This window comes from Stenotrophomonas maltophilia group sp. SKK55, assembly GCF_057179845.1.
The window spans coordinates 427,754-442,032 of sequence record NZ_JBXUHP010000018.1; the positions used below are offsets into that span (position 1 = coordinate 427,754).

Here is a 14,279-nt window from a genome sequence, read left to right on the forward strand (position 1 = left end):
TTTCACGACGAACGTCAGATTGCACGCGAGTAGCGCGGCTGCTCGCAGGCGGCACGCAGGTACGGGTCGAAGCACATCGCCAGCAGCCGGAGCAACGGCCGTCCAGGCTCGCTGGCGCGCACTACACCGTCACGGTACTCGGCGAGGCCGTCTTCCTGCAGCCGCTGCACCGAACGCAGGTCTTCGGCGAAGTACTGCTCGAAATCCACGCCATGGCGCTGGCCCAGCACCGCACCGTCCACCTCGCCCTGGCACATCAGCTGCTGGATCAGTTCTGCGCGCAGCTGGTCGTCGGCGCTGAGCGCCACGCCGCGCCACACCGGCAACTGACCCTGGTCCACGGCATCCTCCCACGACGGCAGGTCGCGCGGATTCTGGCTGTAGGTGGCACCGATGTGGCTGATCGCACTCACGCCCAGGCCGAGCAGATCGGTATCGGCGTGGGTGGTATAGCCCATGAAATTGCGATGCAGCTGCCCGGCGCGCTGCGCACGTGACAGATCTTCTTCCGGCAATGCGAAGTGATCCATGCCAATGTACTGGTAGCCGGCCGCAGAGAGTTTCTCCACCGCCAGGCCCAGCAGCGCCAGCTTGTCTTCCGGCGAAGGCAAGTGGCGTTCGTCGATCTGCTTCTGTGCGCGGAACAGATGCGGCAGGTGTGCGTAGCCGTACACCGCCAGGCGATCCGGGCGCAATGCCAGCACCCGCTCCAGGGTGCGGCCAAACCCTTCCAGGCTCTGTCCCGGCAGCCCATAGATCAGGTCGACGTTGACCGAACGCATGCCGCTGTCGCGGCAGGCCTGCAGGATGTCCAGCGTCTGCTGCACGCCCTGCACGCGGTTGATCGCTTCCTGTACCTGTGGGTCGAAGTCCTGCACGCCCAGGCTGGCGCGGTTGAAGCCCAGCCGCGCCAGCATGGCGACATCGCGGGTATCGATGAAGCGCGGATCGAGTTCGATCGAGAAATCGCGCTGCGGCGAATCGCTGAAATCAAAGCGCCGGCGCAGTCCTTCAACCAGCGCGGTCATCGCCTCGGCCTCGAGGAAGTTCGGCGTGCCCCCGCCCAGGTGCAGCTGGATGACCTCACGGCCGTCCTCGAACTGCGGCGCCAGCAGGTCGGCCTCGGCCAGCACACGCGCGACGTAGCTGTGGCCACGGCCGCGGTCGCGGGTGATCACCCGGTTGCAGCCGCAGTAGAAGCAGGGGCTGGAGCAGTACGGCACATGCACGTACAGCGACAGCGCGCGGGCCAGCTGGTTGCTGTCGGCGATTGCCTGGCGCAGTGCCGGCGCATCGAAGCCATCGTGGAAATGAGGCGCGGTCGGATACGAGGTGTAGCGCGGCCCCGGCCGGTCATGCCGGCGCAGCAGGTCGGGGTCGAAGGTCCAGGCAAGACCGCCGGCGGCGGGAGAGAACGTGTCCATGCCGCCAGCATCGCGCCGGGCGTACCCGACCGCCTTGACCCAGATCAATCGCGGGCGGGGATTCCCAGCACCGGCAGGCCGACCTGCGGCCAGCGCAGCATCTGGTAGCGCTTCCAGAAGGTGTCACCGATGCGCGTGGCGACGTCGTTGGCCAGCACCTGCATGGGCGGATTGCCGCACTCGGCGGTGGTGATCCGGAACAGCACCAGCCAGCGGTCGAACAGGTCCTTGTCCAGCTCGATGGCCATGTGCTTGGACATCGGCGAGCCCTTGAAGCGGCGCGTGCCGCGCAGCATTGCCGACCAGAAATCGACCAGCTGCGCCAGGTGTTCCGGCCAGTCGTGGACGTGCGACTCGAACACAGGCCCCAACCGCTCTTCCTCGCGCACGCGCGCATAGAAGTCGTGGACCAGGCGGGTCACTTCCTGCTCGGTGCACAACCCGGGCAAGGCGACGGGCAGGACGGGCGGCGGCGTTACGTTCATCGGGGCACCCAAAGCTTGCCGGCAGTGTGCCGTAGCCGGCCGGCACCGCCGTTGATCCAGATCAATGTCGGCGCAGTTCGCTGCACCTAGGCTGGCACGCCTGCAGGAAGCATGCCCTGCGGATGCTGCGCCAGCCTCGGCGGAGTATACGCGCCGCCCTCAATTCCGATCCGGGACAGCATGAACAGACCCTCTCCCAGCCGCCGCCAGCAGCTGATCCAGCACTGGGGCGCCATCCTCTGGCCCAGCTTCATCGCTGCAGGCCTGGCCAGCGTGGTGTTCTTCGCCTTTGTCGACCCGCTGCGTCTGCAGGCGATCAGCTTTCCGGGTACGGCGATCAGTCGCGAACTGGGCTATACGGCAGGATTCTTCATGTTCTGGTCGGTGACCGCACTGTCCAGCGCGGTCACCTGGTACCTGCAGCGACCGATGCCAAGCGACGACGACGACGAGCTGCCGCTGGGATGAGTACGCCCTGCACCGGAATCCCACGCCGCTGGCATTGGCGCGCCGCGCTCAGCATGCTCTTGCTGGCCTTGTTCTATGCCCTGCCATGGCTGCGCTGGAATGGGCGGCAGGCCTTGCTGCTGGACATCAACGCACGGCGCTTTGACCTGTTTGGCTGGACATTGTGGCCCAGCGATGTCGGCGTGCTGATCGGGTTGCTGGCGGTGCTGGCGGTCGGCCTCGCGCTGCTCACCCACCTCGCCGGCCGCATCTGGTGCGGCCACGCCTGCCCGCAGACGCTATGGCGCCGCGCCTTCGACTGGATTGCGCGCGCCATGGCCCGGGCCTTGCCGGCGCCCGGCGTGGGCCCTGCCACCCAGGTGGCATGGGGGCTGCTGTCGCTGTGGACCGGCATCACGTTCGTCGGTCTGTTCAGCCCGATCGAAGAACTGGTGGCCGCCGCGCCGCATGCCGGCTGGAGCGGCTGGGAAACGTTCTGGGTGCTGTTCTATGCCGCCGCCACCTGGGGCAATGCCGGCTTCCTGCGCGAGCAGGTGTGCCGTTCGCTGTGCCCGTTCGCGCGCCTGCAGCCGCTGCTGACCGATCCGCATACACCGCGCATGTTGTACGACGCGCGCCGCGGCGAACCGCGCGGCATGCGTCCGTCGGGGCTGGGGGGCGTGCTCGGACGCGGCCGTGGCCTGCTCGACCCGACCACCGCACAGGACTACGTGTTCCGCGCTGCACATCCGCTGCTGGCCGGACCGATGCCTACCTTCAGCGCCGACCGCCTGGGCGACTGCACCGATTGCGCTGCCTGTGTCAGCGCCTGCCCGATGCAACTGGATATCCGCCAGGGACCTCAGGCCGATTGCCTGGCCTGCGGCGCCTGCCTGGAGGCCTGCTCGCAGCAGCAGCACCAGGCCGGTTTCGGCCCGGGGCTGGTACGCTACTGCAGTCCGCAGGCCATGGCCGGGCAACCGCGGCAATGGTGGCGACCGCGGACCCTGGCACTGCTGTCGATGCTGCTGGCGCTGTTGGCCTGCGGCGCCTGGCGCCTGCTTTGAATCAACGGATCAACGCGGCCCGTTGGCGTGCGGCGGCACCAACTGCGCACGTCGGACGATGCCCAGCTGCTCGATGATCAGCGCCATTTCATTGGTGACTTCGGTACGCTCGGTCCCCTGCGGGACCAGGCGGTCCAGCACCTGCTGGTAGGTATCCCAGAACGCCGGACCGCATCCGTGTTTGTGATAACTGGCTTCCAGTTCGCGGCGTACCCGTTCAGCCAAGCCATGCATGCCGTATTCCATACGACCTCCGTTGGACTTGTCCTGCATCGTTGACGGTCTACCGACTCACTTGCGAGCTACTGAAAGACTCCCGGGCTTCACGTCCGGTTGATCCCAATTAGTCATAGATTTCACGACAGGTCAATTACATGCCGCGACTTTCGTGATTGAAATTATTAATCGTTCACGAAACCACATACGGGGAGACGGGGTACCCGGATGGGTCGGACCCGACACACTGCTCCGATTTCCCGGCCCCGCTTTGGTAGGCGCCATCGATGGGCAAGCCCCGTTCCATCGAAGTTTCCAATGTTGCTAAGCATACTTAGCAAATGCTGTTTAGAGTGCTATATGCGACATAAGGCGGCGTAGTTGAGGCTTACTCGCCCTGCGTAGCCTCAGTCGCGGGGAACAGGTTGGGATAGCGCTGATGCAGGATGTATTGGCGTAGCGCAGGAATCGGAAAGTTCTTGGGCCATTGCGACACGGCAGATCGGCTTATGCCAAAAAAGCGCGCCAGTTCGGCATCGGTCCGGAAACCCAGCCGGGCGCGTACCTGCCCCTTGCTCCAGAATTCGGTCACGGTCGGTCCTTCTGTTAACCAGACTTATTCTTGGAACAAGGGAACTTTGCGATCCACGCGTTAAGCTGGCTTGCATAGATGAATACTCTCGGCCAACGACTCGCCATTGCCATGAAGAAAGCCGGGCACCCTCGCCCGGCCGATCTGGCCCGCGCCGCCGATTCGACGACGGCAACCATCAGCAACTGGCTCAACGACCATGTCAGCCCCGCCCATGTGAAGGCCGAACAGCTGTTCCGCATCGCCGATGCGGCCAAACTGGACGCGCGTGAACTGCTGTACGGCGTGAGCGGGCTTGGCGTCGGTGAGCGGGGCAATACCTATATTCCCAGCCAGGCCCACCTGGATGTCTGGCAGGACGCCTACGAACTGGTCAGCCATCTGGTGGAGGAGAAGGGATTGCAGATCGACCATCGCCGCCACGCGGCCCTGGACCTGCTGGCCTTCGAACTGCTGATGGACGGCTTCAGCCGCAGCAAGGTCATCCGGGTGCTGACGACCTCGATGACGTGAATGCACTGCCACTGGTAGCATGGTCGCGGATGGGGATGGGGCTCCCCCGATAACCGCCCGAAAGGGCTGATGGCTCCTGCCAGGACGAACCGGTGTTCGTCGATGGCGGGTCGTGCCTGCTGTCGGCGTTCGCCATCGAATCAGCGAACCCGCAACCGAGGCACGTGATGCACGCATTGAACAATTATCTGCTGGTCTTCATCGGCGGCGGGCTCGGCGCCTGCCTTCGCTATGCCTGCAACCTGATCGGTGCGCGGGTATCAGTCGGCAGCCCGTGGCCATGGTCGACCTTCCTGATCAACATCAGCGGTGCACTGCTGATGGGCGTGCTGGTCGAAGCCTTCGCCCTGCGCAATGGCGCCTCGCCGCAGTTGCGCCTTCTGCTGGCCACCGGCGTCCTCGGCGGCTACACCACATTTTCCACCTACGCACTGGAAATCGGACTGCTGCTGCAGCGCGGCCAGCATGGCCTGGCGGCGCTGTATGCCGGCGGTTCGGTGGCACTGGGTCTGGTCGGCCTGTTCGGTGGCATGAAACTGGCCCGGCTGGTGCTGGGCTGAGGCTCAGCCCGCGCCGGCGCGGGCCTGTCCGCGCCACTCCCGCGGCGACTGTCCGGTATGTGCCTTGAATGCGCGCGACAGTGCTGCTTCGCTGCCATAGCCGACGTCGTCAGCGATCCGCTTCAATGGGCGCCCTTGGCGCAGCGCCTGCTGCGCCAAGCCCACCCGCCAGCCCTGCAGGTACTGGCCCGGAGTAGTGCCCATCGCCTCACGGAAACTGGCAGCAAAGACGCTGCGTGACATGCCGGCGACCTCGGCCAGGTCTTCCAGGGTCCAGGACTGTGCGGGCGCTTCATGCATCGCCACCAGCGCCAGCCGCAGCCGCGGATGCCCCAGCCCGGCAAACAGGCCACCACGCATCTCGCCCCCTTCCATCAGCTGCCGCAGCACCTGGATCATCACCACCTCGAACAGCCGGTTGACCATCGCCGCACGCCCGCAGCGCTGCTCGAAGGCTTCTTCGAACAGCAGCTCCAGCGCTGCGTTGCCGCCGTACAGATCGGCCAGCGGCAGGCAGATGAAATCGGGCAACGCCGCGCTGATCGGGTTGAGCCGCCCGCCCTCGAAATGCAGATTGGCGCAGGCCATGTCGGCGCCATGCTGCGGATCGGTACTGAATCGATGCGGCATCGGCCGTGGGTACAGCAGCAGGCTCGGCACCTCGACCTGGACAGTCTGCTGGCCATGGCTGACCTGCAACGGGCCACGTCGCACCAGATGCAGCTGCCCGGCGTCATCCTCGCCCGCCAGCGAGTTGATGCCGCACAGCGCGCCGGCATGGAACACCGAGGCAGTGACCGCAAAGCGTTCAAGCAGAATGGCGAGCCGGTCGACCATGACGGGACCCTGGGTAAAGTAGAAAGAGATCAAGGCGACACATCGTATCGGAATCCTCCCGTAGCGGACGTGATCAACTCCGGGAGCGGGCGCCCCCCAGCCCGCCCTTCCTGCGGCAGTGCAGCGCGCGCAGGCTGCTGGCGGCGTCTAAGCTGACGCGATTCCCGGATGGAATGCCCGTGATGTGTCGCTTGCTACGATGTGCCCTCACCCTCGCCCTGCTATTCCCTGCGACACAGGTGATGGCCGCACCCGCTGCATCACCGCGCACGTTCAGTGGCGAGCTGCAGAGGGCCCCGTGGCGCCTGGACGTGCCGGCTGACTGGAACGGTGACCTGGTAATGCTGGCGCACGGCTACGAGCCGGTAGGCATGCCACGTGCTACGCCGATGGCTGCCAATGACGGCACCGCGCCACTGCTGGCGGCAGGCTACGCCGTCGCGCAGAGCGCCTATGCCAGCCAGGGCTGGGCGGTGGCCGATGCGATCACCGACATGGAACGCCTGCGCCGGCATGCAGTGGCTGAGCTCAAGCATGTGCGCCATATCTGGATGCTGGGATTTTCGATGGGCGGCGCCGTGACCCTCGCCAGCCTCGAACGGTTCCCGCAACACTACGCCGGTGGGGTGTCGCTATGCGGCGCCAATCTCAGTGGCGAACAGATCGCGAGTGATCTGCTGACCACGCTGGTCGCTTTCGATTATTTCTTTGCCAAGGCCGAAGGCCTGCCGGCTGCGGGACTGGTCTCACGCGACGCGGCTGCGCTGCCACAGGGCGAACTGTACCAGGGCATCTCCAATGCGCTGCAACGCAGCCCCTCGCATGCCGCGTTGCTGGCACAGCGGCTGCAGGTGTCCGCTGATGCACTGGCCGGCACGATCAGCCTGCATGCACTGGTCCTGCACGAACTGGCCACGCGCAGTGGCGGCATGCCGGTGGGCAACAGAGGTGTGGCTTACAGCGGCTTCGGTGACGACATGGCGTTCAATGCCGGCGTGCAACGTGTCGATGCCGTGCCTGCCGCGCAGGCCGCTGTCCGCAGGGAGCTGGCATTGAGCGGTGCGCTGAGGCGACCGCTGGTGATCCAGTTCAACAACAACGACCCGACGATCGTGCCGCGCATGCAGACGGTGTATCCGCAGACGGCCGCACGGGCCGGCGCCCGTCCGCTGCCACAGGTGCTGCCGCCCGTTGGCGAAGGCCATTGTGGCTTCTCCGGCGCGCAGATCATCGAGGCGTTGAAGGCCGCGCAGCGTTGAGCAATCGCGGCCCACGCGCAGGTCAGCCGCCCAGCGTGCCCATCGTGAAGGTGTAGCCCGAGCTCATCAGGAATTCGCGCATGCGCATTTCCGCGCGCCGTGGTGAGGCCAGGTTGGCCGGCGCGTACAGGGCATACACCAGGCCCGACCCTTCGATATGCTCGCGGCGCACCCCGCAGCGGGCGGTTTCCGAGGCGATGACCCATCCGTCCTTCAGCCGATCCGGGCCAATGGATTGCCCGTTCTTCAAGCGGAAGGTCAACCAGCGCACATCTGCCGTGACTTTGCTCATTTCCGTTTCGCTCCGTGGCTGGAACGACGCGTGATGTCCTTGCTCGCCATTGCGGCTCCCTGAGACGTGGAACTCGACCATAGCGCCTTTCCATGTCGTGGCCGGCTGAGACTGGCGACCGGGGCGCGGCGAACGGCTGCAGGTGAAGCAGCGCGGCGTCGGAAATGGCGGCCGCAGGGAGCGCCCTGCCGGCGCAGTTCACAGGCAGGGAACCCGACTCACGCAGCGCGGTCGCTGCCCTGGTTCAAGGCGTGCAGCGCATCGGCCAGCGCCTGGATTTCGGCACGCAGGGCCAGCCGCTGCAACCACCGCCCGGGGATTCCGCGCGCACCATGGAATGCGCCCGCCAGCTGCCCCGCAATGGCGGCCGTGGTGTCGGCGTCCTCGCCAAGATTGGCCGCCTCGAGTACGACGGCTTCAAAGGTGTCGTGGCGATCAAAGCACCAGAGTGCAGCTTCCAGACTGTCGACAACATAGCCATTGCCACGGATCTGCTCACGCGCGGCACCGCGGTAGCCGCCCGCCGCGATCTGCTGCAGCCGCACGCTCTCGACGGGAACATTGCTGAGATCCAGCACCCCGTCGCGGGTGCCACCTGCCAACGCCCGCTCCAGCGCGACCACCAGCAAGCGGCACGCCTCCAGACACTCCTGCGCAGCGTGCGTGGTTCGCGAACTCAACGCGGCCATGGCCTGCAGATCGGGGGTCCCGGCGTAGCGCAATGCCACCGGCGCCAAACGCATGATCGAGCCATTGCCAGCGCTGCGCGGGTCGTCACTCCCCGCCAGCGGATGGCCATCCTGCAGGAACCGGTCGATGGCAGCCCGCGTTGCCATACCGATATCGAAGCACTCGCCGGTCGCACTCCAGTACCCATGCCGGTACCAGTTGGCGTAGCGGTTCATCTGATCGTGCACATCGAAGGTGTCACAACGCACCAGGCTCTCGGCCAGGCACATCGCCATGGAGGTATCGTCGGTCCATTGCCCCGGCTGCAGCTGGAACGGCCCACCGCCCACCATGTCGGTGATCGGGGTGAAGCTGCCACGAGGCTTGAACTCCAGCGTGGTACCGACGGCATCGCCGCACGCCAGGCCGAGCAAGGCGCCGCGGAAGTGGTCAATCTGGTTCATCAGGCAAGTGTAGCGCCGCCGCCTCCGTCATGACTGACCGCCAGCCGCGCAACGATCGCGCGAGCGCGAAAGTGATCGCAGCCAACAAAAAAGCCCTGACCGGAGTCAGGGCTTTTCAATTGGAGGCCTCAAGCGGAATCGAACCGCTGTAAACGGATTTGCAATCCGGTGCATAGCCACTCTGCCATGAGGCCAACGTACTGCGCGCCAGGAACGTAGCCCTGACAAGACAAAACCCCAAGATGGGGCCTGTCGGAACATGGAGCGGGAAACGAGACTCGAACTCGCGACCTCAACCTTGGCAAGGTTGCGCTCTACCAACTGAGCTATTCCCGCGTAAGCCGACATGCTACCGGAAATCCGGAAAACACACCAGCGATTTCACTTTTCTGACTGCGCGTAAAGGCTTGTGGCCCAACGTGCCCCGCCTTGCCCGGGCGGGAGAAAAACAAGGCCCCTACCGGGGCCCTGTAGAATCTGGAGCGGGAAACGAGACTCGAACTCGCGACCTCAACCTTGGCAAGGTTGCGCTCTACCAACTGAGCTATTCCCGCAGATTCTTCGACGTGCGTCGAAGGAGCGCTATTGTGTCCAAATTCCTTCACGCCGTCAACAGTCTTCACATCATGCGGTCACGGCGTCCGCACTGGGGTACGCTGCCCCGCCCAAGCACGGACACCGCCGATGCCTAGACGCTACGTCCGCCTGTTCTGGTTGCTGGTCGCGCTGACCTGGTTGGCGCTGATCGCCGCACTTGTCAATGCTGGCTTCACCCCAGACTACTGGCTGCTGCATCGCCTGGAAGGCGCCCAGCTGCCCTACCCGACCAGCACCGTCATCGTGTTCGCGTTGCTGGGCACGGTTGAACTGGTGGTGGCGGCGCTGATCGTGCGCCCGTGGAAGCTCAAACGCCTGTGGCTGCGCCTGCTTATCGCCTTCGCCCTGCTGCTGGTGTGGTCGATACCGTGGATGCTGTCGGCGATGCACCAGCCGCCGGTACAAGGCATGCACCTGCTGTGGTTGCTGCTGCTGGACGTGGGATTGCTGCTGGCGCTGTGCGTGGTGTCGGCGGTGAGCGCGTGGCGGGCGCTCTGCCGGCGCGGGTCACCACAGACTCCCCCGCCGCAGCGCTAGAGACCTACTTCCGGAACTCCACCCGCACATGCTGGCCGAAGCGTGCCTTGGCCTCGCCGTCAAACTCCAGCACGCACTCCACCACCTTGGCCACGCCACGCCCGGCATCTTCAGGCAGGCGTGCCTGCGCGAACACCGGGCTGATGCGTACCACGCGTGCAGGTGGCAACGTGCCCGTGTTCTCCGCACCATCACTGTCCGGCACGACAGCAGCCTTCATGCCCACCTGCACGGCATCGGCGTAGGCGGCGCTGAGCTCGGCACGCACCTGCAGCGGGCGCGCCGGCAGCAACGAGATCGCCGGCTTGCCCGCCTGCACGAAGGCACCGACGCCCGGCACCTGGCCGACCACGGTGCCGGCTTCCGGCGCGCTCAACGACATCTGCTGCAGTCTCAGCTTCGCGTGCTCCAGCTTGTGCTGCGCCAGGTCGACCTGCGCACCGGCCACCTCGACATCGGCACGCACACCGGCCAGCTGCTGTTTGGCCGCATCGGCCTGCTGGTTCGAGGACACACCTTCACTGGCGCCCGTGGACAGTCGGGTGGCGTTGCGCTCCAGTTCGCGCAGCTGCGCCTGGCTGCCCTTCAGGCGGTCATTGGCCAAGGCCAGATCGGCGGTGGCCATTGCCACTTCCTGCTGCAACAGGGCGCCATCCAGCGACAGCAGCAGCTGCCCCTTCTTCACCGTGGCGCCTTCCTTCACCGGCGCGGCAGTGATCGAGCCATCCACCGGCGGTGCCAGTGCGATCAGGCCACCTTCGATGTCAATGATGCCCCGTGCCACGGCGACCTTGCCGGCGGCGGCAGTACCCGCCTTGCCTGAGGGGGCCGATGCGACGGTGGGCGCTTCCCTGGAACAGGCGCCGAGCAGCAGTGCCGCGGACAGGGCCAGGCTGAGGGGAAGCAGATGCGACGTCTTGGTCATGGGGCGGACTCTACGGTTTCGTTCTGGCGGCGGTCATCACGGACCATGCCGTCTTCCATGGCGATCACCCGATCGGCATGCCGGATCAGGCGCGGATCGTGGCTCACGCACAGCACAGTCGCGCCATGCGCCCGCGCATAGCGATGCAGGATGTCGATCACGCGCTGACCGTTCTCGGCGTCCAGCGCGCTGGTGGGTTCGTCGGCGAAGATCAGCGTTGGCGACTTGGCGAAGGCACGCGCCACCGCCACGCGCTGTTTCTCGCCACCGGACAGCTGCGCCGGGCGCATGTGGCTGCGGTGGCTGAGGCCGACTTCTTCCAGCGCCCTGCGGGCCAGCGGCTCGCTTTCGCGATTGCGCATGCCGCGGTAGCCCAGTGGCAGCTGTACCTGCTCCAACGCAGTCAGTGCCGGGAACAGGTTGAAGCCCTGGAACACGAACCCGACATGGTGCAGGCGGAAACGCTCCACTTCACTGCGGGTCATGTGGCCCACGTCCTGGCCCAGCGCGTGCACGCGACCGCCATCGGGTGCGGACAGGCCGGACAGCAGCGACAGCAGTGTGCTCTTGCCGCAGCCGGACGGGCCCGACACCAGGGTCAGCTCGCCAGGATAGATGTCCAGCGACAGGCCACGCAGCACCGGCACCTGCACATCACCGGACATGAAGCCTTTTTCCAATGCGTCGGCCTGCAGGGTCGGGACGACGGCGCGTGCGGAAGTCATCGGCCGGTCCTCAACGCAGCAGCAACGATGGATCGGAGCGGACGACACTGCGCACCGCCATGATGCTGGAGAGCATGGCCATCACCGCAACCAGCGCCACGCAGCCGAGGATCACCATCGGCGTCAGCTGCACCGGTACGCGGCGGGTCTGCGCGATCAGCAGCACCACCGTGCTGAACGCCGCCGCCAGCAGCATGCCTACGCCACCGATCAGCAATGCCTGCTCGAACACCACCCGTGCCAGCGCATAGCGGCCTGCACCGAGCGCATTGAGCGTGGCGTACTCGCGTACCGAGCCGGCCACCACCGAGGCGAACGACTGGTTGGTGATCACCGCGCCGACGAAGCAGACGATGACGGCCATGAACAACACGGCGATACCTGCGCCGGTATCGAACAGCCAATACTGCTGCGAACGGCTGGCGAACGCCGGCGCGGTCCAGAACTCGACCGGTGTGGCCTGGCCCATCGACGCGGCCAAGCGGTCACGCACGCAGTCGGCCAGGTCCGGCGAGCGCAGGCCCGCCACGAAATAGGTGCTGCCCTCGTGCGGGTCAGTGCCGGCGATGGCGCGCGCGGTGTCCAGCGAGGCCAGAACGTTGACGCCACCGAGGCCGCGCAGGCCCGATTGTGCGGCGACCACGCGCACCGCCTTGCCATTGATCCAGGCACGGTTGTTCTGCAGGTCCACGCCCAGCGTATCCAGATCGGCGCTGTCGACGATCACCGCACCCGGCTCACGCAGCTGCGCGCGCAGGTTCGCAGGCAGGATGCGCGCGAACATCATCGCGTCGTCCCGGGTGGAGATGCCGGACAGGTACACCGACACATTGCCGGTGCCCTGCGCGCCGGACCGCCATTCGCCATCGACCCACTCGTAGGGCTCGACGCGGGTGACATCCGGGTCCATGCGCAAATGGCTTTCAACATCCGCGCTGATCGCATGCCCGTAGTTGACGCTCTGCGTGCCGGGGAAACCAGCCCAGATATCGGCCGAGGACGCCTTCACGTAGATCGCGGCGGTACCGAAGATGCCCAGCACCAGTGCGGCCTGCACGATCAACAGCACACCGGCGAAACACATCGCCAGCACCACCGGCAGGAAACGGCGCCACTCATAGGCCAGGGTCTTGCGCGCGAGTGCGATCATTGTGGTTCGCCCTCAGCCTCGACCGGCAGCGGTGCGCCACCAAGGGCGCGGTACAGCGACGCAAACGCCAGCACGCGCGCGCCCTGCGCAGCGATCAGGTCGGCCTGCGAGGCCAATGCGGCACGCTGCGTATCCAGCCCGTCGAATTCGCTGGACAGGCCCAGCTGCACCTGCCGCGCCTGCCGCTTGACCTGCTGGTTGGCGGCATCACTGGCCGCACGCAGCGATTGGATGCTGCTGTCCTGGCGCGCCAGGCTACCCAGTGCACCTTCCACTTCGCTCACGCCTTCCAGCACGGCCTTGCGGTAGCCGAGCAAGGCGGCGTCCAGTTGCTTCTCGTCGGCATGGAACCGCGCGCGACGCTGGCCCCAGTCCCACAGCGGAATATCGATGTACGGGCCGATCGACGGGCTCGAATCGGAATTGGAGCGGGCGTTCTGGGTGAGGTTGTACGCGTACAGGATGGAGCCGCCAAGGCTGATCCGCGGATACATTGCAGCGCGCGCCGAACCCTTGCTGGCCGCTGCCTGCATCACCTCTGATTCGGCCAGCAGAATCTGCGGGCGGTGGCGCAGCAGATCCGCAGGGACCTGCTGCAGCGTGAACGCACCCAGCGTCGGCGGGGTGCGGTAGGCGTGCCAGGCCGGATCCGGACGCTCGCGGCCCAGCAGCAATGCCAGCGCACGGGCGGCGTTGTCGGCGTTTTCCCGCGCCTGCGCGATGGCCGCACGGGTGGCCGCCTGCCGCGCGCGCAGCCGTTCCAGCTCGCCCGGCTCATCCAGGCGCAGGCGCTGACGGACCAGCGCCAGCTGTTCGCCGCGGTCGTCCACAGCCTGCTGCCGGGCCAGCAGGTCCTGCTGGGCCTGTGCCACGGTAAGGTCCAGATAGCTGCGCACCACGTCGGCAATCACCGCCACCTGTGCGGCATTGCGCAGCGCCTCGGCATTGCCGGTCGAGGCCTGCGCGCTCAGCTGCGCGCTCTCGGCGGCGCCGAACAGCCCCAGGTCCCAGATCGCTTCGATGCCTGCATGGAAATAGGTGTCGACCGCGGCGGCGTCCTGTACCTGCTTGGCGCTGGCCGAGATCTCCGGCAGGAAGCGCGAATCCGAGGCGCCGGCGACGATCCGCACTGCCTGCAGGCGCAACGTGGCCTGCTGCAGATCAAGGTTGCCTGCGATGGCCTGGTCCACCAGTCCGTCCAGCGCCGGGTCGGCCAGCACCTTCCACCACTGCCTGGCGTCCACCGCCACACCCTGCCCCTGCGGCACCTGGGTCCAGGCGCTGGGTGTGCGATCAGGCAGGTCCGGCACGGACACCGACATGCAACCCGCCAAGGCCAGGGTTGCCAACAACGCGCCGGGGCGCAGCACTGCCTGCAGGGAGAGTCCTCGCCCTGTCCTGGACACTGCCACTGAAGTGATACGCCTGACCACCAGCCCGCCAACGTGTAGAAGGAGCATGAAGGCTACCGCGCGATTGTGGAGCGAACATGGAGAAATCGTCCGAAAAAGGTCACAGCA

At 66.2% G+C, this 14,279-nt stretch carries 17 protein-coding genes, 3 tRNA genes and 1 riboswitch; of the genes, 6 read left to right on the forward strand and 14 right to left on the reverse strand.

Going from position 1 to position 14,279, the window contains the following annotated elements; translation table 11 throughout:
- Positions 1-14: 14 nt before the first annotated feature.
- Entirely contained in the window at positions 15-1,424 is a 1,410-nt protein-coding gene (hemN, locus tag AC2A1N_RS11005) for an oxygen-independent coproporphyrinogen III oxidase (protein WP_134968038.1), read from the reverse strand.
- Between the two features lie 44 nt (positions 1,425-1,468).
- Positions 1,469-1,909, reverse strand: a complete 441-nt coding sequence (locus AC2A1N_RS11010) for a group III truncated hemoglobin (protein WP_242891898.1) — start codon at positions 1,907-1,909, stop codon at positions 1,469-1,471.
- Positions 1,910-2,089: 180 nt separating this feature from the next.
- On the opposite strand from AC2A1N_RS11010, the gene AC2A1N_RS11015 reads away from it, so the two are divergent.
- The gene (locus tag AC2A1N_RS11015) at positions 2,090-2,377 is read left to right on the forward strand and encodes a hypothetical protein (protein WP_014036651.1); all 288 of its coding nucleotides are present in this window, start codon (positions 2,090-2,092) and stop codon (positions 2,375-2,377) included.
- A complete protein-coding gene (locus tag AC2A1N_RS11020) occupies positions 2,374-3,423 on the forward strand; it encodes a 4Fe-4S dicluster domain-containing protein (protein WP_061478463.1) in 1,050 nt (349 codons plus the stop codon). Before AC2A1N_RS11015 ends, AC2A1N_RS11020 begins: the two co-directional genes overlap by 4 nt.
- A 9-nt stretch (positions 3,424-3,432) precedes the next feature.
- Here AC2A1N_RS11020 and AC2A1N_RS11025 read toward each other — a convergent pair whose 3' ends face one another.
- Both AC2A1N_RS11025 and AC2A1N_RS11030 read right to left on the reverse strand, forming a co-directional pair.
- A complete protein-coding gene (locus AC2A1N_RS11025) occupies positions 3,433-3,669 on the reverse strand; it encodes a hypothetical protein (protein WP_005416001.1) in 237 nt (78 codons plus the stop codon).
- Between the two features lie 358 nt (positions 3,670-4,027).
- Positions 4,028-4,231: a helix-turn-helix domain-containing protein gene (locus tag AC2A1N_RS11030; protein WP_061478465.1), complete on the reverse strand. Its 204-nt coding sequence runs from the start codon at positions 4,229-4,231 to the stop codon at positions 4,028-4,030.
- A gap of 111 nt (positions 4,232-4,342) precedes the next feature.
- Between AC2A1N_RS11030 and AC2A1N_RS11035 the strand changes: the two genes are divergently transcribed.
- Together AC2A1N_RS11035 and crcB are read left to right on the forward strand one after the other, a co-directional pair.
- Positions 4,343-4,744, forward strand: coding sequence for a helix-turn-helix domain-containing protein (locus AC2A1N_RS11035; RefSeq protein WP_061478466.1), 402 nt, complete (start codon positions 4,343-4,345; stop codon positions 4,742-4,744).
- A gap of 22 nt (positions 4,745-4,766) precedes the next feature.
- Positions 4,767-4,830: riboswitch (Fluoride riboswitch) on the forward strand.
- An 81-nt stretch (positions 4,831-4,911) separates the two neighbouring features.
- Positions 4,912-5,304, forward strand: a complete 393-nt coding sequence (gene crcB / locus AC2A1N_RS11040; RefSeq protein ID WP_061478548.1) for a fluoride efflux transporter CrcB — start codon at positions 4,912-4,914, stop codon at positions 5,302-5,304.
- Between the two features lie 3 nt (positions 5,305-5,307).
- On the opposite strand, the gene AC2A1N_RS11045 is transcribed toward crcB, so the two are convergent.
- A complete protein-coding gene (locus tag AC2A1N_RS11045) occupies positions 5,308-6,141 on the reverse strand; it encodes an AraC family transcriptional regulator (RefSeq protein ID WP_005415997.1) in 834 nt (277 codons plus the stop codon).
- A 182-nt stretch (positions 6,142-6,323) separates the two neighbouring features.
- Here AC2A1N_RS11045 and AC2A1N_RS11050 point away from each other — a divergent pair, with 182 nt between their 5' ends.
- The gene (locus AC2A1N_RS11050) at positions 6,324-7,400 is read left to right on the forward strand and encodes an alpha/beta hydrolase family protein (protein WP_111176988.1); all 1,077 of its coding nucleotides are present in this window, start codon (positions 6,324-6,326) and stop codon (positions 7,398-7,400) included.
- A gap of 22 nt (positions 7,401-7,422) precedes the next feature.
- Here the strand turns inward: AC2A1N_RS11050 and AC2A1N_RS11055 are convergent, their stop codons facing one another.
- From AC2A1N_RS11055 to AC2A1N_RS11075, 5 genes are all read right to left on the reverse strand, one after another.
- Positions 7,423-7,692 (reverse strand): hypothetical protein, encoded by a 270-nt coding sequence (locus tag AC2A1N_RS11055; RefSeq protein WP_005415995.1) that lies wholly within the window; start codon positions 7,690-7,692, stop codon positions 7,423-7,425.
- A 218-nt stretch (positions 7,693-7,910) separates the two neighbouring features.
- Positions 7,911-8,825, reverse strand: coding sequence for an ADP-ribosylglycohydrolase family protein (locus tag AC2A1N_RS11060; protein WP_134968035.1), 915 nt, complete (start codon positions 8,823-8,825; stop codon positions 7,911-7,913).
- 120 nt (positions 8,826-8,945) lie between these two features.
- Positions 8,946-9,019: transfer RNA gene (locus AC2A1N_RS11065), tRNA-Cys, on the reverse strand.
- Between the two features lie 66 nt (positions 9,020-9,085).
- A tRNA-Gly gene (locus tag AC2A1N_RS11070) sits at positions 9,086-9,161 on the reverse strand.
- A gap of 142 nt (positions 9,162-9,303) precedes the next feature.
- Positions 9,304-9,379, reverse strand: a tRNA-Gly gene (locus AC2A1N_RS11075).
- Between the two features lie 130 nt (positions 9,380-9,509).
- On the opposite strand from AC2A1N_RS11075, the gene AC2A1N_RS11080 reads away from it, so the two are divergent.
- Entirely contained in the window at positions 9,510-9,959 is a 450-nt protein-coding gene (locus AC2A1N_RS11080) for a hypothetical protein (RefSeq protein ID WP_134968034.1), read from the forward strand.
- Between the two features lie 4 nt (positions 9,960-9,963).
- Here the strand turns inward: AC2A1N_RS11080 and AC2A1N_RS11085 are convergent, their stop codons facing one another.
- From AC2A1N_RS11085 to AC2A1N_RS11100, 4 genes are read right to left on the reverse strand one after another with little or no spacing between them, the layout of a single operon-like run.
- Positions 9,964-10,884, reverse strand: coding sequence for an HlyD family secretion protein (locus AC2A1N_RS11085; RefSeq protein WP_061478470.1), 921 nt, complete (start codon positions 10,882-10,884; stop codon positions 9,964-9,966).
- On the reverse strand, positions 10,881-11,609 hold the full coding sequence (locus AC2A1N_RS11090) for an ABC transporter ATP-binding protein (protein WP_134968033.1): 729 nt from the start codon (positions 11,607-11,609) through the stop codon (positions 10,881-10,883). The genes AC2A1N_RS11085 and AC2A1N_RS11090 overlap by 4 nt, the downstream gene beginning before the upstream one ends.
- Before the next feature lie 10 nt (positions 11,610-11,619).
- The gene (locus tag AC2A1N_RS11095) at positions 11,620-12,759 is read right to left on the reverse strand and encodes an ABC transporter permease (protein WP_242891904.1); all 1,140 of its coding nucleotides are present in this window, start codon (positions 12,757-12,759) and stop codon (positions 11,620-11,622) included.
- Entirely contained in the window at positions 12,756-14,219 is a 1,464-nt protein-coding gene (locus tag AC2A1N_RS11100) for an efflux transporter outer membrane subunit (protein ID WP_242891912.1), read from the reverse strand. Before AC2A1N_RS11100 ends, AC2A1N_RS11095 begins: the two co-directional genes overlap by 4 nt.
- Positions 14,220-14,279 lie beyond the last annotated feature (60 nt).